This window comes from Streptomyces sp. DvalAA-14 (assembly GCF_900091855.1).
In the GTDB taxonomy this organism is placed as follows: Bacteria; Actinomycetota; Actinomycetes; order Streptomycetales; family Streptomycetaceae; genus Actinacidiphila.
In genome coordinates this window covers 1-23,204 of the sequence record NZ_FMCH01000068.1, presented here as the reverse complement: position 1 = coordinate 23,204, position 23,204 = coordinate 1, and the positions used below count along the sequence as shown (strand labels likewise).

Below are 23,204 nucleotides of genomic sequence, written 5' to 3'. Positions count from 1 at the left end.
GGCGCCGGCGGATCACAGGTACACCGTGTTGGGCTCCAGGCCGGCCAGCGACCTGCCGTAGAGCTCGATGTTGGTGGCCGGCGTGATCAGGGAGTGCAGGGACGTCGCGTGGACATCGCGCCGGATCCGGGTGATCGGCACGTCCCGGAAGATCGAGGAGCCGCCGCCGGCCGCGGCCAGGATCTCCACGGCCTGCTTGGCCTGCTGGGCGATCCAGCCGATCTGCACCCGGGAGAAGACCCGGTCCTGCTGGGACCACGGCTCGTCCCGCTCGATCTTCGCGGCCAGCAGGTCGGCGAACCGGTGCGCCCGCGCCTCGGCGTCCTCGATCAGCAGGGCCGCCTCACCGATCTGCAGATGGGTGATCGGCGCGTCCCGCTGGCTGGGGTAGTCGGTGTACGTCAGCGGCCGGCCGGGGAGCCGCTCGAGGAAACTGGACAGCGCGTACTTGGCCGCGCCGACGAGCTGCCCGGTCTGCATCGCCGTCGCGGTGACCAGCATCGGCACCCGGTAGCCGCCCTTGGCCGCGTTGACGCGCGACTTCGAGACGTTCTGGTAGAAGTCGGCGCCGGAGATCACCCGGCGGTCCGGTACGAAGACGTCCTTCGCCAGTGTGGTCACACTGCCCGAGCCCTGCAGACCATGGGTGTGCCAGTCGTCGACGATCTCCAGCTCGGACACCGGGACGAGGCAGAAGACCGGGAAGGTCTCCCCCGCCGGCCCCTCGGGCATCGCGGCGGTGATCTTCCAGTGGCCGTGCAGCACACCGCTGTTGAAGCCCCAGCTCCCGTTGAGCAGGTACCCGCCGTCGACACGGGTCGCCTTTCCCGACGCGGCCGTGGTGCCGGTCACCCGGACATGGGGATCGGCGAACACCTCGTCCAGCGTCTCGTCCGGCCACAGACCGACCATCCAGGTCAGCGAGGCGTAGATGGACATCACGAAGGCGACCGAGCTGTTGCCCCGGGCGATCTCGGCCAGTACGTCGATGAAGGTGCGCGCGTCCGATTCGTATCCGCCGTACTGGGCGGGCGCCTGCATCCTGAGCAGTCCGGATGCCTCGATCGCCTCGATGACGTCCGGCGGCAGCCGGCGATTCTCGTCGATCCACAGCGCCCGGGAGCGCAGCAGCGGCACGAGTTTCGCCGCGCTCTCGACGAGATCGTCACGGGTCGGCACGGCGGTTGGCATGGTGGATTCCTCTCGGTGGGCGGGAAGGGCGGTCGGTCAGGCCGTCAGGCCGTGCAGCAGGTGGAAGCGCTTGAAGCCGATCGGGCGGACGCCGGGCGTGTCGTGGGTGGCGCGCAGGGTCGCCGCCCGGGTGGCGCCGTCCAGGAACGCCACGTGGGCCTCGTCGGTGGTCCACTCGGCGTAGTTGAGCACCCGGCTGCCGTCGGCGCTGAGATGGAAGTTGGCCGAGATCATGCCGGGGTGCGCTCCGGCCGGGGCCTGTTCGAGGGCGCCGGCGATGGAGGCGACGACGCGCTGCTGCGGATCGGGGCCGTCGACGTCGAAACTCGCGACGACAAAGCTGGCCGGCGCCGGCGCTCCCGGGTCCAGCACGATCGCGCGGTGCAGGGCGTACTGGACGGTCGCGGCTCCGGCCAGGCCGGACAGGCCGGCGGTGAAGGCGCGGTGCGCTCCGGCATCGGCCGTCTGGACATAGGTCAGCGCCGTGTCGAAGCCGGTGCTGAGGTAGGCGCTGAAGGACAGGATCCCGGCGGGCCAGGGCGTGGCGCGCCACTGCTCCGCGGCCGTCTTCAGCGCTTCGACGCCGGCTTGGCGGTCGGGCACGTACCACTGGGCCACGTGTGCGGCGGTGCTGTCGGCGCGGCGGATGTCCGGCGGTGCGGACGCGGTCCGCTGGGGCATGGCCGTCCCCCTTCAGCGCGGGTAGGGGGACTGGCCGCGAGCGGTGCGCAGCGCCCGGCCCCACCAGCCGACCTGGTCCAGGAGCAGGCCGGCCGACAGGGCACTGGGCTCCGGATCGTCCAGCCGGCCTTGCGCGTCGAAGCGCTTGCCGGCGAGGGGAAGGGCGACGTTCTCCCGGACGGTCAGCGCGTGCACCTCGGCGAAGACCTGCCGCAACTGCTCGACGGCGCGGATGCCGCCGCTGAGCCCGCCGTAGGACACGAAGCCGACCGGCTTGGCCGCCCACTCCTGGTAGAACCAGTCGACGGTGTTCTTCAGGGCGGCCGGGAAGCTGTGGTTGTACTCGGGCGTGACCACCACGAAGGCGTCGGCCCGGGCGAGTACGGAGCGCAGCGACTCGCGGATCCGGGCCGCCTCGATCGGCAGTGTCCCGCCCGGTTCGGGCAGGATCAGCGGCAGCGGATGGTCGATCAGGTCGACGCCCTGCACGGCGAATTCGGGGCGCTCCTTGACCTGGGTCAGGAACCAGTCGGCCACGGCCGGCCCGAGCCGTCCGTCCCGGACACTGGCGGTGATGACGGCGAGGGAAAGCGGTTCGTCGGTCATGCTGCGACCTGTCTGTGAGTGGGGCGGAGTCCGGTCAGCGCGGTGAGCAGGCCGGCCGCGCCGACGGCGGTGACGAACGACAGCGCGGGGCGGTAGCCGTGGTGCGAGCCGAGCAGCCGGGCGGTGACCGGCAGCATCGCCGCGGCGCCGAGCTGGACGGCGGTCTGGTAGAGCGGGACCGCCGCCGCCCGCTCGGCGGCCGGCAGGGCCCCGGTGGCCTGCAGGTTGAGGGCGGCGAACGACAGCACGAAGCCGGCGGCGACCAGCAGCAGTGTCGGCAGCATCCCGGTCAGGTACGAGCCGGTGGTGGGCCGCCACAGGTAGAGGGCGTAGCCCAGGACCGGGGTGGCGGCGCCGAGGGCGATCAGCCGGTCGGTGCCCCAGCGCGCGGTCATGGCGCCGGCGAACGGCACGGTCACGGCGAGCGGCACACAGGCCGGCAGCAGAGCGAGCGCCGACTGCCAGGGTGGCCAGGCCAGTTGGCGCTGGGTCTGGAAGACGAGCAGCAGCAGCAGGCTCTGGTAGGTGCCGTTGAGGGTGGCCGCCCCCACGGCGGAGCGCAGCAGGGAGCCGTTGCGCAGCAGCCCGGGCGCGATCCGCGGGGCCGGGGTGCGCCCCTGGTCGGGCGGGATGAGCCGCAGGCCGAAAACCAGCAGCACCAGGGCCGCCGGCGCCGGGAAGAGGAACGTCCAGCGCCAGCTCCCGGTCAGGAGCGCGCCGGACAGCAGCAGCCCCACGGTGAAGCCGGCCGCGCCGAACAGCGAGTAGGTGGAGACCGCCCGCCGCTGCTGCGGCCCGCCGCGGAAGGTGGCGGCGATGATGGCCAGGCCGGTGGGCGCGGTGAGCGCCGCGCTGAGCCCTTTGACCACCCGGGTGGCGATCAGCAGCCAGGCGCTGTCGGTGAGTCCGCCGCCCACGGAGGCGGCGGCGAAGAGCAGCATCGCGGCGAGGTAGACGCGTTTGCGGCCCAGCCGGGCGTTGAGTGCCGGCCCGAGCAGAAGCAGGGCGGCGAAGCCGAGCGCGAAGCCGCTCATCAGCCACTGCACGGTCCACAGGCCCAGCCCCAGCGCGGTGCCGATGGACGGCAGGGCGACGAGCACCAGCGAGACCTCGATCGCGTCGAGGATCATGTTGGCGGACAGGAGGAACAGCACGGCCCACTGGCGTGCGTCCCAGCGCGTCGCTTCGGCCGCCGGTCCGGCGGGGCCGCCGGCGGAATCGACGGAGGCGGCAGCGGACGGCAGGGGGGACGGGAGGGGCGGACGGGCAGGGGGGACGGGGGCGGGGCGGTGGAGGATGCGGGCCGGGAGGAGGCTGTCATGGGTGGCCGCCAGGGTCGGTGAGGGAATCGGCGTCGGGGTCGGGGTCGGTGTAGCCGTCGGTTCAGCCGTCGGTGCCACGGGTGCCTCAGCGCAGCAGCGGGGGCAGTTTCTCGGTGACGAGCCGGATGTTCTCGGTGACGATGTCGTCCGGCATGCCGGCGATGCTCGCCCAGAAGATGAGGTGCTCGACGGGCAGGTCCTTGGTCAGCTCCTCGATGCGGACCGCCGCGTCCTCGGGGGTGAGGATGTCCAGCAGACCCCGGGTGTCCGCCGCGTCGGGGTCGCGGAGGTCCTCGGCGGTGAGCAGCGGCACGGTCCGGTCGGTGCCTTCCACCGATCCCTGCCGGTAGGAGTTCACCTGGTGGGCGAGGTGGGGTGCCACCCGCTGCCAGGCCGCTTCGGGGTCCTCGGCCAGGATGATGGGCAGCAGGTCGCTGACCCGCGCAGACCGCGGGTCGTGGCCGCCTTCGACCAGTCCTTGCCGGTAGTGCTCGAAGGCGGGACGCGAGATGTGCAGCAGCCCGATGCCGAGACGGCCGGCGATCCGCGCGCCGCGCGGCCCGTAGAAGCCGCCCCAGACCGGCGGCGGGTCCTGGATCGGCAGCGGTGAGACGGCCCGGTCCTCCCACAGGCGCAGGATCTCGCGGATGTTCCGCTCGGTGCCGGCGAACCGGCGGCCGAAGTCGGCGCCGAGCAGCCGGTATTCGGGCAGCCGGTAGCCGGCGCCGAGGCCGAGTTCGAGCCGGCCGCCGCTGATGAGGTCCACCAGAGCGGCCTGCTCGGCGATGTCGACGGGGTTGTGCAGGGCGGGCAGGACCACCGAGGTGCCGATCCGGGCCCGGCGGGTGCGCGCGGCCGCGGCGGCGGCGAAGGTCAGCGGCTGCGGCAGGTAGCCGTCCTCGAAGAGGTGGTGCTCGGTGAACCACAGGCCGCCGGCGCCGCGCCGGTCGGCCTCCTCGCAGAACTCCAGGGTCCGCGCGTAGTGGTCGGCCCACGGCCGGTGCCACTGCCGGGGGTTGCGCAGGTCGAAGAGAAGTCCCACGTCCATGGCGCCATCCTTTTCACTGGGGCGGGTTGCCGTGCTTGCGGTGCGGCAGATCGGCGGCTTTGGCGGTGAGCATGGTCAGCGCGCGGCAGAGCAGGGGCCGGGTGCGGCGCGGGTCGATGACGTCGTCGACCAGGCCGCGCTCGGCCGCGTAGTAGGGGTGGACGAGTTCGCTGCGGTACTCGGCGATCTTCTGGGCGCGCATCGCGACGGGGTCCGCGGCGGCGGCGATCTCCCGGCGGAAGACCACGTTGGCGGCGCCCTCGGCGCCCATCACCGCGATCTCGTTGCCGGGCCAGGCGAAGGCGAGGTCGGCGCCGATCGAGCGGGAGTCCATCACGATGTACGCGCCGCCGTACGCCTTGCGCAGGATCAGCGAGACGCGCGGCACGGTGGCGTTGCAGTAGGCGTAGAGCAGCTTGGCGCCGTGCCGGATGACGCCGCCGTGCTCCTGGGCCACGCCGGGCAGGAAGCCGGGCACGTCGACCAGGGTGACCAGCGGGATGTTGAACGCGTCGCAGAACTGGACGAACCGGGCGCCCTTCTCGCTGGCGTCGATGTCCAGCACGCCGGCCAGCGCGGCGGGCTGGTTGGCCACCAGGCCCACCACCCGGCCCTCCAACCGGGCCAGCGCGCACAGCAGGTTGGGGGCGAAGGCGGCGTGCACCTCCAGGAACTCGCCGTCGTCGACGATCTCCTCGATCACGCCCCGGACGTCGTAGGACCGGTTGCCGTCCGCGGGCACCAGGTCCAGCAGCGCCCGCGACTCGCGGTCGGGCGGGTCCGCGGTGACCGTCCTGGGCGGCAGTTCGCGGTTGTTGGCGGGCAGCAGGGACAGCAGATAGCGGACTTCGGCCAGGCAGGTCTCCTCGTCGTCGTGGACGAAGTGCGCCACTCCGGAGGTGCCGGCGTGCACGTCCGCGCCGCCCAGGCCGTTGTGGGTGATCTCCTCGCCGGTCACGGCCTGCACCACGTCCGGGCCGGTGATGAACATCTGCGAGGTCTCCCGGACCATGAACACGAAGTCGGTCAGCGCCGGGCTGTAAGCCGCGCCGCCCGCGCACGGGCCGAGCATCACGCTGATCTGCGGGATGACGCCCGAGGCGCGGGTGTTGCGCCGGAAGATCCCGCCGTAGCCGGCCAGCGCCTGGACGCCTTCCTGGATCCGGGCGCCGGCCCCGTCGTTGAGCGAGACCAGCGGCGCCCCGGCGGCGATCGCGAGATCCATCACCTTGTGGATCTTCTCGGCGTGCGCCTCGCCCAGCGCGCCGCCGAAGATCCGGAAGTCGTGCGCGTACACGAACACCGTGCGCCCTTCGACGGTGCCCCAGCCGGTCACCACCCCGTCGGTGTGCGGCTTCTTCGCCTCCAGGCCGAAGCCGGTGGCCCGGTGCCGCCGCAGACTTTCGACCTCGGTGAAACTCCCCTTGTCCAGCAGGAGTTCGATGCGCTCCCGGGCGGTGAGCTTGCCGCGTGCGTGCTGTCGTTCGGTGGCCTGCGGGTCCGGCCCCCGCTGGACCAGTTCCTTCAGCGCGCCGAGTTCCGCGATGCGTCGCGGGACGCTGCCGGAGACTTCCGCCGTCGGCATGCCGAGCCACCTCCAGTCCTGTGCGATCTGATGGGTTGGATGCGGTGTCGCCCGCGGCGGCTCAGCCCAGCAGGGTGCCGCCGGTGGCGTCGATGAAGGCGCCGGTGATCCAGCGCGCCTCGTCGGTGGCCAGGAAGGTGACCACGTCGGCGACATCGCCGGCCGTGCCCACCCGCTTGAAGGCCGAGAGCTGCGCCATCTGCTGCACCGCCTCGGGGATGTCGAAGACGGCGCTGCCGTTGTCGGTGATCCCGGGGGCGACGCTGTTGACGGTGATGCCGCGCGGCGCCAGATGCCGGGCGAGGTGCAAGGTGAGCTGCTCGATCGCGCCCTTGGTCATCGCGTAGGCGACCTGGTCGGGGTTGGCGACCCGGGTCAGACCGGACGAGATGTTGATCACGCGCCCGCCCTCGGGGATCTGCGCCAGCGCGCGCTGCACGATGAGGTACGGCGCCTTGGCGTTCACCGCGAAGAAGCGGTCGAGCTGCTCGGGGGTGACGTCCTCGGGGGCGATGCCGCTCGCGGTGGCCTCCCCCGCGTTGTTCACCAGGATGTCGAGGGTGGTGGCGCCGGTCCGCTCCTTGAGGCCGGCCTCCAGGCCGAGGAACAGTTGGTGCACGTCGCCGGGCACGCCCAGCTCGGCGCGGACCGGGAAGGCGTGGCCGCCGTCCTTCTCGATCAGCTGCACGGTTTCCCGGGCGGCGGCCTCGTTGGCGGCGTAGTGCACGGCGACCAGCGCGCCCTCGCGCGCCAGCCGTACGGCGGTGGCGCGGCCGATGCCGCGGCTGGAGCCGGTGACGAGTGCGGTCTTGCCGATGAGCCTGCTCATGGTGCCTCTCCTCAAGTGCCGTCGAATGGGGTCAGGTCGGGTGGGGGCACGCGCGGTCAGCCGGGCTCGGGCGGCCCGAGTCCGCTGATGGCGCGTGCCAGGTGGCGCCGGGCCGAGCCGATCTCCAGCAGTTCGCCGAAGACCGACCGCAGTCCGTCCACCTCCGGGCCGCCGAGCAGCAGCCGGGCCTGGGCCTGGATGTTGGTCAGCGTCGCGGCGCCGATCCGGTGGCGGGTGTCGTGGTAGCTGTCGAGCAGGGGGGCGCCGCCGGGCCCGTCGGCGGGGTCGCTCCCGGCGTCCCCGGTGACGTGTTCGGCGAGCTTGCGGCCGAGGTCGGCCGCGTCCTGCAGCCCCAGGTTGAGGGCCTGTCCGCCGACCGGCATCTGCACGTGGGCCGCGTCCCCCGCGAGCAGGACCCGGCCTTTGACGTACCGGGTGGCCTGGAGCCGGGTGTTGTCGAAGGAGTTGAGCCAGACCGGGGTGCCGGCGCCGATGTCCTCGCCGGTCACCCGGGCCCAGGCCGCCGCCACTTCGTCCAGGCCCGGCGGACGAGTCCGCCGCTGCGGCCGGCTGCCGTGCACGTGGACCATGACCCGGGTGGTGCCGTCGGGCCAGCGGAAGGCGGTGGCCAGCCCGTGCGGGTGCCGCTCGAAGCGCCGGTTCGGCACATCGATGCCCGCCAGGTCGGCCCGGAGCATCTCCACGGCGCCGTCCTCGCCGGCCAGCTCGAAGCCGGCCAGCTGCCGTACGGTGCTCCGCTCGCCGTCGCAGCCGACCAGGTAGGCGGCGGTCAAGACGGCCGGCGCGGCGCCGAGTTCGATGAAGCCGGCCTCCACGCGGTCCGGGCGGGAGCACAGGCCGGTCACCGCGTGCCCCCGCAGCACCCGCGCGCCCAGTTCCGTCGCCCAGTCGTACAACGCGGCTTCGAGTCGCGCCTGCGGGCACTTCCACTGGCCTGCCCAGCGGTGGCCGGGTGCCGCCGCCGTCAGGTCCAGCGGCATACCGCCGAAGTGGCCGGGCCCGCCGCTGGGCAGCGGGCCGAGACGCTCCAGCAGCCCGCGTTCGGCGAGGATCTCCATCGTGCGGGTGTGCAACGTGGATGCCCGGGACTCGGTGGTCGCCTCGGTCAGCTGCTCCAGCACGGTCACCCGGGCGCCGCCCAGCCGCAGTTCACCGGCGAGCAGCAGCCCGACCGGGCCGGCCCCCACCACGATGACGTCGGTGTCCCGTGGGCCCGTCACGGTCAGCGCCGCTCTTGCGCGTACTGCTTGGCGTGGTCCAGCGTGGCCCGGCTGTTGCCGCCGAGCGCGTCCCGGATGAAGCGGCGTGCCTCGGGGATGCCCGCCTGCGGGCCGAGCACCGTGCCGATGCTGTCGGCGTTGAGCACGACGGTGTGCTGGGAGGTGGCGGTGGTGACGCCGTCGGGGCCCTCCTCGAAGGTCCAGTAGCCGGTGTGCAGTGCCAGCAGGGCGGGCAGCGTGGTCTGCTTGTAGGCGATCTTGTGGTGCGGGAAGCAGACCCGGACCGACTCCGTGGTGTGGGTGGCGCCGTCCTTGGTCAGGGTGTCCATCCGCAGCGTCTGCAGGCCCGGGGTGTGCTCGGTGAGCTCGACCTCGGCGACGTGCGGCAGCCGCTCGGTCCACAGCTGCGCCTCGTTGACGAAGTCGTAGGCGTCCTTGGCGGCGCCGTGCACCTGGACGCTGTCCTCGAAGGACAGGCTGAGTCCGGCGTCGTCGGCCGACAGTTCCAGATTGGTCTTCAGGCCGGGCAGTTCGGCCCTGCTGTTGCGGTCCACCGCCTCGTCGATCCAGCGCAGGCCCTCGGGGTCGTCGTCGATCGCGCGGTAGGAGTGCAGCAGGCGCACCCGCGACTCCTGCGCACCGAGCCGTTCGATGATCCAGGTTCCGGTCATCTCGGCCACCGGCGGCGCCGAGACCTCCTGCCAGAAGCGGATGCGCAGCGCGTCGGGATCCAGCGTCCGCCGGGAACTCCAGTTCTTGGCCTCGCCGTTGGCGGTGGCCCAGATCCGGATGCGTTCCTCGTTCCCGTCGCGTTCGAGGTAGTCGACGTAGACGGACGGGGGGAAGAGCCTCGGCCAGTTCTCGACGTCGGCGAGCAGCCGGTAGACGTCGGCGGCGTCCGCCCGCACGGTGATCTCGTGTTCGACCTCACGGGTCGTCATGTCACAGCTCCGATCGGGGTGGGAGGGGCACGGGGCCTCGGGCGGTCAGAAGTTCCCGAGGCCGCCGCAGACGTTGAGCGCCTGCGAGGTGATGGAGGCGGCGGTGTCGGAGGCGAGGTAGCCGACCAGGCCGGCCACCTCCTCGGCGGAGGAGTAGCGGCCGAGCGGGATCTTGGCCTCGAACTTCGCCCGGATCGCTTCCTCGCTGGTGTCGTACGCCGCCGCGTAGCCCTGGCGCACCCGCTGGGCCATCGGTGTCTCGACGTAGCCGGGGCAGACGGCGTTGACGGTGATCCCGGTGGGGGCCAGTTCGTTGCCGAGCGCCTTGGTGAAGCCGACGACGCCGTGCTTGGAGGCCGAGTACGGGGCGCCCAGCACCACGCCCTGCTTGCCGGCGGTGGAGGCGATGTTGATGATCCGGCCGCGGCTCTTCGTCCGCAGGCCGCCGGCGTTCAGTACCTCCCGGGTGACCCGGAAGACGCTGTTGAGGTTGGTCTCGATCACGTCGTACCACAGCTCGTCGGTGAGGTCGGCGGTCACTCCGCCGCCGCTGCGCCCCGCGTTGTTGACGAGCACGTCGATGGTGCCGAAGCGGTCGACGGCGGCCCGGACGAACGACCGGACCTCCTCGTCGTCGCGGATGTCGACGGCCGCGCCCTGGACGTCGAGGCCCTCTCCGCGCAGTTCCTTGACGGTCGCGGCGACGTTCTCGGCGTTGCGGGCGCCGATGAACACCCGGTGGTCCTGGCCGGCCAGCTGCCGGGCGACCGCCAGTCCGATACCGCTGGTCGCACCTGTCACCAGGGCGACCCGTCCGGCGTTGTCTGCCATGGCCTTCTCCTCAGGCGCTCGTCGCAGCGGACAGCTGCGTGTTGACGGTGTCGATCAGGCCGCGGGGGGTGACCGCGTCGGTCAGGGCGGAGTCGTCCAGGGAGATGTCGTACTCGCGCTCGATCCGGCTGCCGGTCTCCAGCAGCGCGAGGGATTCGTAGCCGAGGGCCTCGAACTCGGTGTCGATGATGTCGCCGCTCAGGTCGACGCCCTCGTCGGCGCCGGCCGCCTCGAGCAGGATGCGGCGGAGGTCGTCGAGGGTGAACAGGCTGGTGGTGGGCACGTCCTGGCCTTTCGTGGAAGGGGTGGTGTCGGGGGCGGGGCTCCGCAGGCCGGCGTCAGCGGTCGGCGGCGCGTACCACCAGCGCGGAGTTGAATCCGCCCTGGCCGCGGGCCAGGACCAGCGCGGTGCGCACCCGGGCCGGCCGCGGGGCGCCGGTCACCAGGTCGATGTCGAGCCCCTCGGCCGGCGCGCTGCCGATGGTCGGCGGGACGACGCCGTCGCGGATGCTGAGCAGGGCGGCGGCGACATCCAGCGGCGCGGCGCCCGAGTAGAGGCGGCCGGTCATGGTCTTGGGGGCCGTCACCGGGACGCCCCGCGGTCCGAACGTCGTGGTGATGGCTTCGGCCTCGACGCGGTCGAGTTCGGGAACGGCGGCGGCGTCGGCGAAGACCACGTCCACGTCGGCGGGGCCGATCCCGGCGTCCCGCAGTGCTCCGTCGATCGCCCGCTCGATGCCCGGCGCCCGTCCGCTGCCCGGCCGGGGATCCATGGTGGCGGCGTGTCCCGCCAGTTCGCCGTAGATCTTCCGCGCGCCGCGCGCGTGTGCGTGCTCCGCGTCCTCGACGACGAGCAACGCGCCACCTTCGCCCGGGACATGGCCGCGGGCGGCGACGTCGAAGGGCAGGTAGGCGCGTTCCGCGTCGTCCCCGGCGGCCAGCCGGCCGCTCGCCAACTGGGCCACCCATCCCCAGGAGCAGATGGACGCGTCGACGGCGCCGGCCACCACCAGCGAGGTCCCCTTGCGGACCTGGCGCCGGGCCTGCGCGAGTGCGTCCAGGCCGCCGGCCTGGTCGCTGATGACCACGCTGCTGGGACCGCGCAGCCCGTGCCGGATCGAGATCTGCCCGCTGTTGACGGCGTAGAACCAGGCGAAGGACTGGTAGGCGGAGACATACCGGCCGCCCTTGCTCCACAGCGCCTTGAGTTCGTTCTGGCCGAACTCGAAGCCGCCGGAGTGGCCGGCGGTGATCACCCCGGCCGCGTAGTCGGGCAGTTCGGCCGGGTCGATCCCGGCGTCGCGCAGGGACCAGTCCGCGCTGACCAGGGCCAGTTGGGTCATCCGGTCGGTCTGCGGCAGCAGCCGGCTGGGCAGGTGCTCGCCAGCGGTGAATCCGTCGATCTCACCGGCGAGGCGCGACGGGTAGTGCGAGGGGTCGAAGCGGGTGATCCGGCCGATGCCGCTGCGGCCGGCGAGCGTGGCGGCCCAGTACTGCTCCAGGCCGAGGCCGTTGGGGGCGGCGACACCGAGCCCGGTCACCACCGGGTGGGCGTTCATCGGGCACCGCGATCGGGCCGGGCGAGCACCACGGCGCTCTGGAATCCGCCGAAGCCGCTGCCGACCGACAGCACCGCGTCGGTGCGCCAGTCGCGCGCGGTCAGCGGCACGTAGTCGAGGTCGCACTCCGGGTCGGGGGTGTGCAGATTGGCGGTGGGCGGCACCACGCCGTGCTCCATCGCCAGCACGGAGGCCGCTATCTCTATCGATCCGATGGCGCCCAGCGAGTGGCCCACCATCGACTTGATCGAGCTGACCGGTGTCCGGTAGGCGTGGTCGCCGAGGCTGCGCTTGAAGGCGGCGGTCTCGTGCCGGTCGTTCTGCTTGGTGCCGGAGCCGTGCGCGTTGATGTAGTCGATCTCCTGCGGGGCGAGCCGGGCCTCGTCGAGCGCCACCCGGATCGCCTCGGCCATCTCGGTGCCGTCCGGGCGCAGTCCGGTCATGTGGAAGGCATTGGAGCGGGTCGCGTAGCCGGCCACCTCGGCGTAGATGTGGGCGCCCCGGCGGCGGGCGCTGTCCAGTTCCTCCAGGACGAACACGGCAGCGCCTTCGCCGAGGACGAAACCGGTGCGGCTGGCGTCGAACGGCCGCGAGGCGTGCTCCGGGTCGTCGTTGCGCGCGGTGGTGGCCTTGATCGCGTCGAAGCAGGCGACGGTGATGGGGGAGATCGGGGCGTCGCTGGCCCCGGCCACGATCACGTCGGCGGCCCCGTCCCTGATCAGGTCGGTGGCGTAGCCGACGGCGTCCAGGCCGGAGGTGCACCCGGTGGACACGACGGTGCCGGGGCCCTCCGCGCCGACGGCCCAGGCGACTTCGGTGGCGAAGGAGCTGGGGACCAGGAAGTTGTACAGGTGGGGCACGGCGTACTGGTGGTCGACGAGGTCCAGCCGGCCGCCGTCGCTGACCGCGCGGTACTCCTGGTCCAGTCCGGTGGTCGCACCGACGGCGCTGCCGATGGTCACCCCTACGCGGTGCGGGTCCAGGGCGGCGAAGTCCAGTCCGCTGTCGGCGACCGCCTCCCGGGCGGTGACCACCGCGAACTGGGCGGCGCGGTCCATCCGGCGGATCTCCTGCGGGGACAGGCCGGACAGCTCGGCGTCGAAATCGGCCTCGGCCGCGATCTGGGAGCGGAACGGTGCGGGGTCGAAGAACGAGATCCGCCGGGTGGCGGTGCGTCCGTCGGCCAGCAACTGCCAGAAGTCCTTGACCCCGATACCGCCGGGGGCGGTCACCCCGACGCCGGTGATCACCACCCGGCGGCTGGCCGGCTGGCTCACGACGCGCTCCAGTGGTAGAAGCGCTGGGCCATCGCGTCGGCCGGCGAACGCCAGGTCGCCGGGTCGTAGGCCTCGATGTACGGCTTGAGGTCGTCGCTGATCTTGATGAAGCGGGGGTCGGTCCGGGCGGTCCGGATCCGCTCGCCGCCGCTGTCCTCGTCGAAGTCCTGGAGGTGGAAGTACAGGCCGCGGTAGGAGAAGAGCTCGCGGCGGCGCGTGCCCATGAGGTGCGGCATGTCGGTGCCGTCGAAGGCGCCGAAGATGCCGGCCACCTCCTGGGCGGAGCCCGGTTGCATGCGGGCGACGATCAGGGTGCTGTGCATGTCTACCTCTCTCGGGTTGCGCGTCGGACGGGACCGAACCAGCGGTCGAGTGCCGTGGGAAGGTCGTGGTGGCTGCCGGGTGCGGCCCAGGCGACATAGCCGTCGGGGCGGATCAGCACCGCGGTGGTGCCGTCGAGCCGGGCCCGTCCGTCGCCGCGGGGCGTGGCGGTGACGATGTCGATCCGCTCGCGCCAGCCGGCCGCGCGGCGGCGCGGATACGGGTTGTCCGCCAGGTCGAGCAGGACGCCGCGTCCGGCGTGGAGCAGGGCGGTCGTGCTGGTGGGACGGCCCGCACGCCCCGGGACGGTGAGTTCCAGGTGCGGCATCCGGGCGCCGAGCAGGGGGTTGGGGCCGGGGCCGACGTCGTATCGGATCGCCAGGCCGCTGACCTTGGCCGCCAGGTGGCGGCTGACGTCCTCGTAGCGGATCAGCTCGGCCAGCACGTCGCGCAGCGGCTGCGCCTCGGCGCCGCCGAGGATCAGCTGGCTCTGGGCGGCGGTGTTGGCGAGCAGTTCCCTGCCCACCGGGTGCCGCTCGCCGTGGTAGGTGTCCAGCAGGGACTCCGGCGCGGCGCCGCGCAGTACCGAGGCGAGCTTCCAGCCGAGGTTCACCGAGTCCTGGATGCCGGTGTTCATGCCCTGGCCGCCGGCCGGCAGGTGGATGTGGGCGGCGTCGCCGGTGAGCAGGACGCGGCCGCGGCGGTAGTCGGTGACCTGGCGGGCGGCGTCGGTGAAGGCGCTGACCCACACCGGTTCGGCGTGCGAGATGTCGTCCCCGGTGAGCCGTTTCCAGGTGTCGGCGACCTCCTGGTAGGAGGGCGGGCCGCCGCGCCGGCGCGGTGGGGCGCCGCGCTCGCCGACGATGACGCGGTGGACACCGCCGGCGAGCGGGGCGGACATCACCATTCCGCCGGACAGCAGCTCGCCGGTCATCCGGGGCGCCACTTCGATGCCCCGGATGTCGGCGAGCAGCAGTTCGGTGGTGGCCGCGGTGCCGGGGAAGTCGAAGCCGCCGGCCTTGCGGACGCTGCTGCGCCCGCCGTCGGCGCCGACGAGGTAGTCCGCCCGCAAGGTCCGCTCCCCGGCGGGTGTCGTGACGCGTACGGCGACGGACGATCCGTCGTCCTGGTAGGAGCGGAACTCGTGGCCGCGCCGGATGTCGGCTCCCAGTTCCCGTGCCCAGTTCTCCAGGACGGTCTCGGTGACGGACTGGGGGACGGTCTTCGCGGACCGGTACGCGCCGTCCAGGACCGCGAGGTCGAGCGGGACACCGCCGAAGTGCCCCTGCTCGCTGGTGTGCAGATCGCCGAAGCGGCGCACCAGCCCGCGCTGGGCGAGTGTCTCGACGGTGCGGATCGTCAATCCGATTCCGCGTGATTCCGCGGTCCGTCCGGAAAGGCGTTCCAGGACGACGACGCCGATGCCCGCCAATCGAAGTTCACCGGCGAGTGCGAGCCCGGCCGGCCCGGCTCCCGTAATAATGACCGAAGCGCTCATGCACCTCTCCCGTCTGAAGCGGCAATTGCGTGCGAACTCTTCCTGGGAACTGCTGTTCGCGGCGGCCGGCGGGGGCCTGGAAAGATCCGCCCGAATTTCCAGTGGGACACGAATATCTTCCGGCACCGCCCATGCAGAATTCAAGCAAAAAAGTCAAGGTTATCTGAAAATGCCTGTCAGGGAAGCGTCAAGCCGACCCGGGCGGGACTTGACACACCCCTGCGGCGGCCCGCGCCGGGACTCGCGCCGAGAACGGCGGAAGTCTTAAGGAATTGTCAGGGGAACTACAGATTTCTTGACGCTTCGCGACCCGTCAGCCCGCTCAACTGGGTTGATGTGCCTGATGGTTGCGGGAACCTTGCAGGAGTGTGAAATGTCCCGATGGATCTTTGAACAGCGTCGGGAGGCCGCTAACCTGCCTAAGGAAATTCGAGGGATCTTCACAGAGGCTACAGAGGCTTGGGAGTCATGCAGGTACTGGTAGCGGATTCCGACACGATTGGGGTCGACAGCCTGAGTGCCGCGCTGCACCGCCACGGATTCGATACCGAGCAGTGCGGCACCGGGGCAGAGGCACTGGCGAAGTACCCGAAGTTCGACTTCTTCCTGATCGACCTCGCGCTGCCCGACATGGACGGTCTGGAGGTTTGCCGATTACTGCGCGCCGTGAGTGACATACCCATCATCGCTTTTACGGATCCCGGCACCGATCTCGACCGGATCCTGTGCCTGCAGGCGGGCTGCGACGACTGCATGGCCAAGCCGTTCGGATTTCGCGAACTCCTCGCCCGTATCGAGGCCGTCCTGCGGCGCTCCAACTCGGCCACAGCCACCCTGCTGCGGTCGCAGCCGATCGTGATCGGCTCCCTGTGCATCGATCCGGACACCCGGGAGGTGCGGATCAACGGCCGGCTGATCGAGCTGACCCGCATCGAGTACTGCCTGCTGCACCAGCTCGCCTCGCAGCCGCAGACCGTGTTCTCCCGCGACCGGTTGATGGCCGACGTCTGGGGCTACCAGCACGACGGCCGGCCGCTGGGCATCAAGGCCAGCCGCACCATCGACACCCATGTCAGCGCGCTGCGCAAGAAGCTGGGCGACCCGAGCTGGATCGTCACGCTGCGCGGGATCGGGTTCCGGATGGGACACGGCTGAGCGGCTCCCGCGACCGGACGGCCGCCGACCCCCTGACCGGCCCACCTCCCCGGGAGGTGCGGCGGGTCCTGCCCGGGCCCACCAGTGCCCACCACCCCTCGCCCGGAAAGGCCTACCCCCATGCGTGGCTCACGTCATCACGCCAGCCTGCTCACCTCCGCCGTCGCCCTGTCGCTGACGCTGGCGGCCTGCTCCTCGGCCTCCCCCGCCCGGACGGCCGGCGGGGCCGCCGCCGCGCCGCACGCGGGCGGCCACCTGACCCTCGCGCTGGGCTCCGACCCGATCTGCGTCGACCCGCACCAGGCGGCCACCAACGACGCGGTCTACGCCGCGCGCGGGCTGGTGGACTCGCTGACCGACCAGGACCCCGCGACCGGGAAGATCGTCCCCTGGCTCGCCTCCTCCTGGGATGTCAGCCCGGACGCGTCGGCCTTCACCTTCCACCTGCGCGACGGCCTGACCTTCAGCAACGGCGCCCCCGTCGACGCGCGGTCGGTCAAGGACAACTTCGACGCCGTGGTGAAACTCGGCGCCAGGTCGATCTTCGGTTCCGGCTATCTCAGCGGCTACCGCGGCACCGAGGTCCTCGACGCCCACACCGCCGAAGTCACCTTCGACCACCCCAACGCCCAGTTCCTGCAGGCCACGTCCACCACCACCCTCGGCCTGCTGGCCCCCGCCAGCCTCCAGCGGTCCGCCCAGAGCCTGTGCACCGGACCGCTGATCGGCTCCGGCCCCTTCACCCTGGACAGCTACACGCCGGGCCGATCGGTCGAACTGAGCCGGCGCGCGGACTACAAGGGCGGCTCGGCCCTGTGGAGACACACCGGCCCCGCCTACCTGGACAAGATCACCTTCACGGTCGTCCCGGAGTCCGGAGTACGCACCGGCAGCCTGGAGTCCGGGCAGGTCGACGCCATCTCCGGTGTCGCACCGCAGGACGAGGCGGGAATCGCCGGCCAGGGCGAGAAGCTGCTGTCCCGGCCGAACCCCGGCGTACCGGTGGCGCTGAGCGCCAACGCCGCACGCCCGGAGTCCGGCGACATCGCCGTGCGCCGGGCGCTGGAGATCGCCGTCGACCGCAAGGAGGTCGTCGACACCGTGTTGAGCGGCAGCTACCGCCCGGCCACCAGCTCGCTGTCCAGCACCACCGACGACTACCGGGACAACGCGAAACTCCTCGCCTACGACCCCGCGGCCGCCGGCCGGATCCTGGACGCGGCCGGCTGGACCACCGGTCCGGACGGCATCCGCGCCAAGAACGGCGTGCGGCTGGACCTGAAGGTCATTCTCGCGCCCAACTTCGGCCCCAACCAGTCGGTGCTGGAGCTCATCCAGCAGCAGCTGAAGAAGGCCGGCATCGGCCTCACGCTCAAGGTCCTGACCATCGCCGACTACCAACTGGCCCAGAAGAGCGGCGACTACGACCTCGCCTGGGGCAACGGCACCCGCGCCGACCCCGACATCCTGCGCACCGCCTTCTCCAGCAAGCTGCTCAACCTCTCCCGCATCCAGGATCCGGGGCTGGAGAGCCTGCTGGACGCGCAGGCCGCCGCGGCCGACCCGGCCAAGCGCGCCGCGGTCGTCGCCGCGGCGCAGCGCCGGGTGCTCGAACAGGCCTACCAGATACCGGTGTTCGAGATGACCAGCGTGTTCGCGCTCAGCAGCAGGGTGCACGGCGTCACCCTCGGTTCCTCCTCGCAGGCGCAGTTCCACGACGCCTGGCTGTCCTGACCGGCCCGCCCGTCGTGCCGGCTCCACCCCGTCCCCTGCCCCCTGCCCCCGCCCTCGTCCCGACCCGGCGTTCCGAAGGCGAAGATGAGGACCTATCTCCTGCGGCGGCTGCTCCAGGCCGTGTTCGTACTGTGGGCCGCCTACACGGTGTCCTTCGGCGTGCTGTACCTGCTGCCCAGCGACCCCGCGACCATCATGGCCGCGGGCGGGGGCGACGCCAGCACCGTCACCCCGGCGCAGACCGATGCGCTGCGCCACCAGTACGGGCTCGACCAGCCGCTCGCCGAGCAGTACGGCACCCGGTTGCTGCACGCGGCCCACGGCGATCTCGGACGGTCCGTGCAGAGCGGCGTCCCGGTCACCCGGCTGCTCGCGCGGGCCCTGCCGGCGACCGTCCAACTCGCCACCGCCGCGATGCTGCTGGCGGTGGCGCTGGGCAGCGGCGTCGCCCTGCTGGGCAGCTGGACCCGGCGCGGCTGGCTGCGTCAGCTCCTGCTGTCGCTGCCGTCGCTGGGGGTGTCGGCGCCGACCTTCTGGGTCGGTCTGGTGCTGGTGCAGCTCCTGTCGTTCCGATGGCACGTCTTTCCGGCCTTCGGCGACCGGGGAGTTGCCGCACTGGTGCTGCCGGCGGTCACGCTTGCGCTGCCGGGCGCGGCGCTGATCGCGCAGGTGCTCGCCAAGAGCCTGCGGACCGCGCTGGCCGAGCCGTACGTCCAGACCGCGCTGGCCAAGGGCGCGAGCCGGCGCCGGGTCCTGTTCGGGCACGCGCTGCGCAACGCGGCGGTTCCGCCGCTGACCCTGGTCGGCATCATGGCGGGCAACGTCCTGGCCGGCGCGGTGGTCGTCGAGACCGTCTTCGCGCGAGCCGGCATCGGCCGCGAGACGGCGGCCGCCGTGACCGCGCAGGACATCCCGGTCGTCCAGGGGGTGGTCGTCCTCGGCGCGGTCACCTTCGTCCTGACCACCCTCGCCGTCGACCTGGTCCATCCGCTGCTGGATCCGCGGATCACCACGACGACACGGCCGGCGGTACGGGCATGACCGATGTGGGCATCCCCGGCGCCGGCGTCCCGGGGCCCGGCCAGGACGCTCCGCGACCGGGCGCCGCGCCGCTGCCGGGCAGCCGGCCCCGGATCCGCCGCCAGGTCCGGTTCTGGCTGCGGCGGCCGGGCCTGGCGCTGTCCGTGCTGCTGGTCGCGGCGCTGCTGCTGGCCGCGTTCTTCCCGGACCTGCTCACCGCGCGCGATCCCCTGGCCGCGGCGCCGCGGGACAAGCTGCTGCCGCCCGGCGCGGGCCACCCCTTCGGCACCGACGAGTTGGGCCGCGACCTGTTCGCCCGCGTCGTGCACGGCTGCCTGCTCACCTTGCAGGCGGCCGCGCTGGCGGTGGGGGTCGGCCTGGTCGCGGGCTCGCTGGCGGGGCTGATCGCCGGCTACCGCGGCGGCGCCGTGGACGACGTGCTGATGCGGCTGACCGACGTGCTGCTCTCCATCCCCGGCCTGCTGCTGTCGCTGGCACTGGTGACCGCGCTGGGCTTCGGCACCGTCAAGGTGGCGATCGCCGTCGGGGTGACGAGCGTGTCGACCTTCGCCAGGATCATGCGCGCCGAGGTGATGAAAGTCGGCCGGTCGGCCTACGTGGAGGCGGCGCGGGCCTGCGGCACCCGGTGGCTGCCGGTGCTGCTGCGGCATGTGCTGCCCAATGCCGCCGGCCCCGTACTGGTCTACGCGGCCGTCGACTTCGGCGCGGTGATCCTCCAGGTCTCCTCGCTGTCCTTCCTCGGCTACGGCGCGCGGCCGCCGGCCCCCGAATGGGGCTCGCTCGTCTCGGACGGCCGCAACTACCTGGCCACGGCGTGGTGGCTCACCACCCTGCCGGGGCTCGTCATCGCCGCCACCGTGCTCGCCGCCAACCGCATCGCCCGCTCCCTGGACGGTGAAGACATGGAGACCCGATGACCGACGCACCGCTGCTGGACATCCGCCGGCTGCGGATCTCCTACCGGACCCGGGCCGGCGCCGTGCCCGCCGTACGGGACATCGACCTGACCGTGCTGCCGGGCGAGGTGCTGGCCCTGGTCGGCGAGTCGGGTTCCGGGAAGAGCACGGCGGCGCACGCGGTGACGGGCCTGCTGCCGCGCGGCGGCTCGCTGGACGGGGGCTCGATCCTGTTCGGGGGCGCCGATCTGGCCCGCGCCGGCCAGGGCGCCCTGCGCGGGCTGCGGGGCCGCGAGATCGGCCTGGTCCCGCAGGACCCGATGGTCTCGCTCAACCCGGTGCAGCGGGTGGGACGCCAGGTGGCCGAGGTGCTGCTCATCCACCGGCTCGCCGACCGGCCGGCGGCGGACCGTCGTGCCCGGGAACTGCTCGGCGAGGCGGGACTCCCCGACCCGGACCGGGTCGCCCGCCAGTACCCCCACGAACTGTCCGGAGGCATGCGGCAGCGGGTGCTGATCGCCATCGCCCTCGCCGCCCGCCCCCGGCTGATCATCGCCGACGAGCCCACCAGCGCACTGGATGTCACCGTCCAGCGGAAGATCCTCGACCACATCGGGGCACTGACCGCCGAACTCGGCGTCGCCGTCCTGCTGATCACCCACGACCTCGCGGTCGCCGCGGACCGGGCGCACCGGGTGGCCGTCATGTCGCGCGGCGAGATCGTGGAGACCGGTCCGGTGCGGCGGATCCTCGACACCCCGTCCCACCCGTACACCCGGGCCCTGCTGGCGGCGGCGCCGAGCCTTTCCGGGCCCCGGGCGAGGGGCACGGGCAGGCCGGCGGCCGAGCCGGTCCGTCCGCCCGCCCGCGCCGCGACTGCCGGTACTGCCGCCGCTGTTGCCGGTGCTCCCGCTGCCGCCGCCGCCCGGGTTCCGGCAGCCGGCGCCGGGGACCTGGTCGTGGCCGAGGATCTCGTCAAGGAGTATCCCGCCCACCGGGGCGAGCGGCACCCCGGGCCGCGGGCGGTCGACGGGGTCGGTCTGCGGATCGGACGCGGCGAGACGCTGGCCCTGGTCGGCGAGTCGGGGTCGGGCAAGTCCACCACCGCCCGGATGCTGGTACGCCTGACCGAGCCGACCTCCGGCCGGATCGCCTTCGACGGGCAGGACATCACCCGGCTGGGCGGCGGCGAACTGCGGCGGCTGCGGCGCCGGATGCAGATCGTCCACCAGAGTCCCTACGCCTCGCTGTCCCCCCGGCTGTCCGTCGCCGAGATCATCGCGGAGCCGCTGCGCGCCTTCCGGATCGGCGGCCGCGCCGAACGCGGCCGGCGGGCGGCCGAACTGCTCGACCAGGTGCGTCTGCCCGCCGCGCTGCTGGGCCGGCGGGCCGCCGAACTGTCCGGCGGCCAGCGCCAACGCGTCGCCATCGCCCGCGCGCTGGCGCTCGACCCGGACCTGGTGGTGTGCGACGAGCCCGTCTCCGCCCTCGATGTGTCGTCCCAGGCCCGGATCCTGGACCTGCTGGCGGATCTCCAGGACGCGCGGGGGCTGAGCTACCTGTTCATCTCGCACGACTTGGCGGTCGTCCGCCGGATCGCCGCCCGGGTCGGTGTGATGCGCGGCGGACGAATCGTGGAGACCGGCCCGGTGGAACAGGTCTTCGGCTCGCCCGCCCATCCGTACACCGAGGAGCTCCTGGCCTCCGTCCCGGGCGGCCCGGCCCGCTGAGCGCCCGCGTCCCGCCGGCCGCGCGCGGTGCGGCGCCGATGTCGTACCGGCCACGAATCGGTTGCGGCATCGTCGCCGCGCCCCGAATCCGCACACCTTGCGGAAACATGACGACGCATGAGCAGAGACCGCTACGTGGACTTCCTGCGCGCCTGGGCGATCGTGCTGGTGGTGCTCGGCCACTGGATGATCACCGCTCTCGTGCGGGCACCCGGCGGGGAGATCACCGCCCCGGAGCTGCTGGCGGTCGTTCCCTGGACCCAGTGGCTGACCCTGGGCTTCCAGATCATGCCGCTGTTCTTCCTGGCCGGGGGGTACGCGGCGGGCGGCTCCTGGGCGCGGGGCCGGGCCGCGGGCGGCGGGGCCGCGGGGTGGGTGGCGCGGCGGGCGCAGCGGCTGCTGCTTCCGGCAGCCGTGTACAGCGCGCTGGTGCTGACCGCCGTCGCGATCTGCTCGGCCGCCGGCGTGGACCGGGACACCCTGGCGCTGGCCGGATGGGCGATGGGGATGCAGTTCTGGTTCCTGCCGGTGTATCTGGTGCTCAGTGCGCTGACGCCGGCGCTGCACGCCGCGCACCGGCGCTGGGGCCTGCTCGTCCCGGTGGCGATGGGCGTTCTCGCGGTGGCGGCCGACGCGCTGGTGGTGACGGTGCACGCGCGGTACGTCGGGCTGCTCGACTACGCGCTGGTGTGGGGGGTGGCCTACCAGTTGGGCTTCTGCTGGCGGGACGGCCTGCTGACCGGCCGCCGGGCGGTACCGGCCGCGATGGCGGCGGGCGGCGGGCTGGCCTTCGCGGCGCTGGTCACCTTCGGGCCCTTCCCGGTCGGGCTGATCCTGGTGACCGGGCAGCATCCCAGCAACACCGATCCCCCGTCGGCGGCGATGCTGGCGTGGGCGGTGGCCCAAATAGGGCTGTGTCTGCTGCTCGCGCCGGCGGTACGGCGGCTGCTGGACCGCGGGTGGGTGTGGCGGGCGGTGCGCCCCGTGGGGGGTGCCAGCATGACGCTCTACCTCTGGCACATGCTGCCGGTGCTGGTCCTCGCCGCTGCTTTCTACCTGACCGGGCTCGCGCCCGAGCCGGCGTTCGGGTCCGCCGGCTGGTGGGGGCTGCGGGCGCCCTGGCTGCTGCTGCTCGCCGCGGTGCTGGCCGGTGTCGTCAGGGCGCTGCGGCCGTTGGAGCGCGGGCTGGCCCGGGTGTACGAGCGGACCCGGCCGGACGACGGCCCGCGCCGCCCGTGGTTGTTGTGGCCCGGTGTCGCGGTGGCCGTGGCGGCGCTGAGCCGCTTCGCCGTGCACGGGTTCGCGTACGGCGGCCGGTTCCCGGTGGCGCCCGCGCTGGGTCTGGCGGTGGGTACCGCGCTGGTGATGTGTGTCGGTCGGAGGGCGGCGCGCCCACGCCCCGAGAGGCTCGACGAGGCGGTGCGCGAGGCCGCCTGACAGCGGCTCACCGCGATCCGAACCGGCCGGAAAATGATCGATGATGCTCGTTACGCCCTCCTTTCGATCTCTTGCGCGCATCAATAGGACTGGTTAGCCTCACTGCGCAGTGATCAGGTCCCCTCTGGTGACGACCCGTCCGGCCCTGGACATCAGCGAACGCCGGCCATGCCCTCCGGCAGGCCGGGACCGTCCGACGCAGCGGCTCGACGCTGCCTCACAGGTGAGGACCACCATGGCTGATGGAACCGCGATGCCCCGCAGGCGCTTCCTCGTCGCCG

General features: G+C 72.6%; 19 protein-coding genes and 1 pseudogene. 6 read left to right on the top strand and 14 right to left on the bottom strand.

Going from position 1 to position 23,204, the window contains the following annotated elements:
• Positions 1 to 12: 12 nt before the first annotated feature.
• From GA0115240_RS03400 to GA0115240_RS03335, 14 genes and pseudogenes are all read right to left on the bottom strand, one after another.
• Entirely contained in the window at positions 13 to 1,191 is a 1,179-nt protein-coding gene (locus GA0115240_RS03400; RefSeq protein ID WP_093735150.1) for an acyl-CoA dehydrogenase family protein, read from the bottom strand.
• 36 nt (positions 1,192 to 1,227) lie between these two features.
• Positions 1,228 to 1,872: an antibiotic biosynthesis monooxygenase gene (locus tag GA0115240_RS03395; RefSeq protein ID WP_093735149.1), complete on the bottom strand. Its 645-nt coding sequence runs from the start codon at positions 1,870 to 1,872 to the stop codon at positions 1,228 to 1,230.
• A 12-nt stretch (positions 1,873 to 1,884) separates the two neighbouring features.
• The gene (locus tag GA0115240_RS03390; protein ID WP_093735148.1) at positions 1,885 to 2,478 is read right to left on the bottom strand and encodes an NADPH-dependent FMN reductase; all 594 of its coding nucleotides are present in this window, start codon (positions 2,476 to 2,478) and stop codon (positions 1,885 to 1,887) included.
• Positions 2,475 to 3,632 carry an MFS transporter gene (locus GA0115240_RS03385; RefSeq protein ID WP_256069522.1) on the bottom strand — a complete coding sequence of 386 codons (1,158 nt, stop codon included), beginning with the start codon at positions 3,630 to 3,632 and terminating at the stop codon, positions 2,475 to 2,477. Before GA0115240_RS03385 ends, GA0115240_RS03390 begins: the two co-directional genes overlap by 4 nt.
• Positions 3,633 to 3,885: 253 nt before the next feature.
• Positions 3,886 to 4,848: an LLM class flavin-dependent oxidoreductase gene (locus GA0115240_RS03380; protein WP_093735147.1), complete on the bottom strand. Its 963-nt coding sequence runs from the start codon at positions 4,846 to 4,848 to the stop codon at positions 3,886 to 3,888.
• A 13-nt stretch (positions 4,849 to 4,861) separates the two neighbouring features.
• Positions 4,862 to 6,433 carry an acyl-CoA carboxylase subunit beta gene (locus GA0115240_RS03375; RefSeq protein ID WP_093735146.1) on the bottom strand — a complete coding sequence of 524 codons (1,572 nt, stop codon included), beginning with the start codon at positions 6,431 to 6,433 and terminating at the stop codon, positions 4,862 to 4,864.
• 61 nt (positions 6,434 to 6,494) lie between these two features.
• A pseudogene (locus tag GA0115240_RS38990) lies at positions 6,495 to 8,503 on the bottom strand (SDR family oxidoreductase).
• Between the two features lie 2 nt (positions 8,504 to 8,505).
• A complete protein-coding gene (locus GA0115240_RS03365) occupies positions 8,506 to 9,444 on the bottom strand; it encodes an aromatase/cyclase (RefSeq protein ID WP_093735145.1) in 939 nt (312 codons plus the stop codon).
• A gap of 45 nt (positions 9,445 to 9,489) precedes the next feature.
• Entirely contained in the window at positions 9,490 to 10,275 is a 786-nt protein-coding gene (gene fabG / locus GA0115240_RS03360; protein WP_093735144.1) for a 3-oxoacyl-ACP reductase FabG, read from the bottom strand.
• A 10-nt stretch (positions 10,276 to 10,285) separates the two neighbouring features.
• Positions 10,286 to 10,558, bottom strand: a complete 273-nt coding sequence (locus GA0115240_RS03355; protein WP_093735143.1) for an acyl carrier protein — start codon at positions 10,556 to 10,558, stop codon at positions 10,286 to 10,288.
• Positions 10,559 to 10,613: 55 nt separating this feature from the next.
• Complete coding sequence (locus GA0115240_RS03350) at positions 10,614 to 11,834, bottom strand: ketosynthase chain-length factor (RefSeq protein WP_093735142.1); 1,221 nt, start codon at positions 11,832 to 11,834, stop codon at positions 10,614 to 10,616.
• Positions 11,831 to 13,111: a beta-ketoacyl-[acyl-carrier-protein] synthase family protein gene (locus GA0115240_RS03345; protein WP_093735141.1), complete on the bottom strand. Its 1,281-nt coding sequence runs from the start codon at positions 13,109 to 13,111 to the stop codon at positions 11,831 to 11,833. Before GA0115240_RS03345 ends, GA0115240_RS03350 begins: the two co-directional genes overlap by 4 nt.
• Complete coding sequence (locus GA0115240_RS03340) at positions 13,108 to 13,434, bottom strand: TcmI family type II polyketide cyclase (RefSeq protein WP_093735140.1); 327 nt, start codon at positions 13,432 to 13,434, stop codon at positions 13,108 to 13,110. The genes GA0115240_RS03345 and GA0115240_RS03340 overlap by 4 nt, the downstream gene beginning before the upstream one ends.
• Positions 13,435 to 13,436: 2 nt before the next feature.
• The gene (locus tag GA0115240_RS03335) at positions 13,437 to 14,930 is read right to left on the bottom strand and encodes an FAD-dependent monooxygenase (protein WP_093735139.1); all 1,494 of its coding nucleotides are present in this window, start codon (positions 14,928 to 14,930) and stop codon (positions 13,437 to 13,439) included.
• A 468-nt stretch (positions 14,931 to 15,398) separates the two neighbouring features.
• Between GA0115240_RS03335 and GA0115240_RS03330 the strand changes: the two genes are divergently transcribed.
• From GA0115240_RS03330 to GA0115240_RS03305, 6 genes are all read left to right on the top strand, one after another.
• Entirely contained in the window at positions 15,399 to 16,085 is a 687-nt protein-coding gene (locus GA0115240_RS03330; RefSeq protein ID WP_093735138.1) for a response regulator transcription factor, read from the top strand.
• Positions 16,086 to 16,205: 120 nt separating this feature from the next.
• Positions 16,206 to 17,819, top strand: a complete 1,614-nt coding sequence (locus GA0115240_RS03325; RefSeq protein WP_093735137.1) for an ABC transporter substrate-binding protein — start codon at positions 16,206 to 16,208, stop codon at positions 17,817 to 17,819.
• A gap of 84 nt (positions 17,820 to 17,903) precedes the next feature.
• Positions 17,904 to 18,860 carry an ABC transporter permease gene (locus GA0115240_RS03320; RefSeq protein ID WP_093735136.1) on the top strand — a complete coding sequence of 319 codons (957 nt, stop codon included), beginning with the start codon at positions 17,904 to 17,906 and terminating at the stop codon, positions 18,858 to 18,860.
• Positions 18,857 to 19,777 carry an ABC transporter permease gene (locus tag GA0115240_RS03315; protein WP_093735135.1) on the top strand — a complete coding sequence of 307 codons (921 nt, stop codon included), beginning with the start codon at positions 18,857 to 18,859 and terminating at the stop codon, positions 19,775 to 19,777. Before GA0115240_RS03320 ends, GA0115240_RS03315 begins: the two co-directional genes overlap by 4 nt.
• The gene (locus tag GA0115240_RS03310; RefSeq protein WP_093735134.1) at positions 19,774 to 21,486 is read left to right on the top strand and encodes a dipeptide ABC transporter ATP-binding protein; all 1,713 of its coding nucleotides are present in this window, start codon (positions 19,774 to 19,776) and stop codon (positions 21,484 to 21,486) included. Before GA0115240_RS03315 ends, GA0115240_RS03310 begins: the two co-directional genes overlap by 4 nt.
• Before the next feature lie 117 nt (positions 21,487 to 21,603).
• Positions 21,604 to 22,923 (top strand): acyltransferase family protein, encoded by a 1,320-nt coding sequence (locus GA0115240_RS03305; RefSeq protein ID WP_093735133.1) that lies wholly within the window; start codon positions 21,604 to 21,606, stop codon positions 22,921 to 22,923.
• Positions 22,924 to 23,204 lie beyond the last annotated feature (281 nt).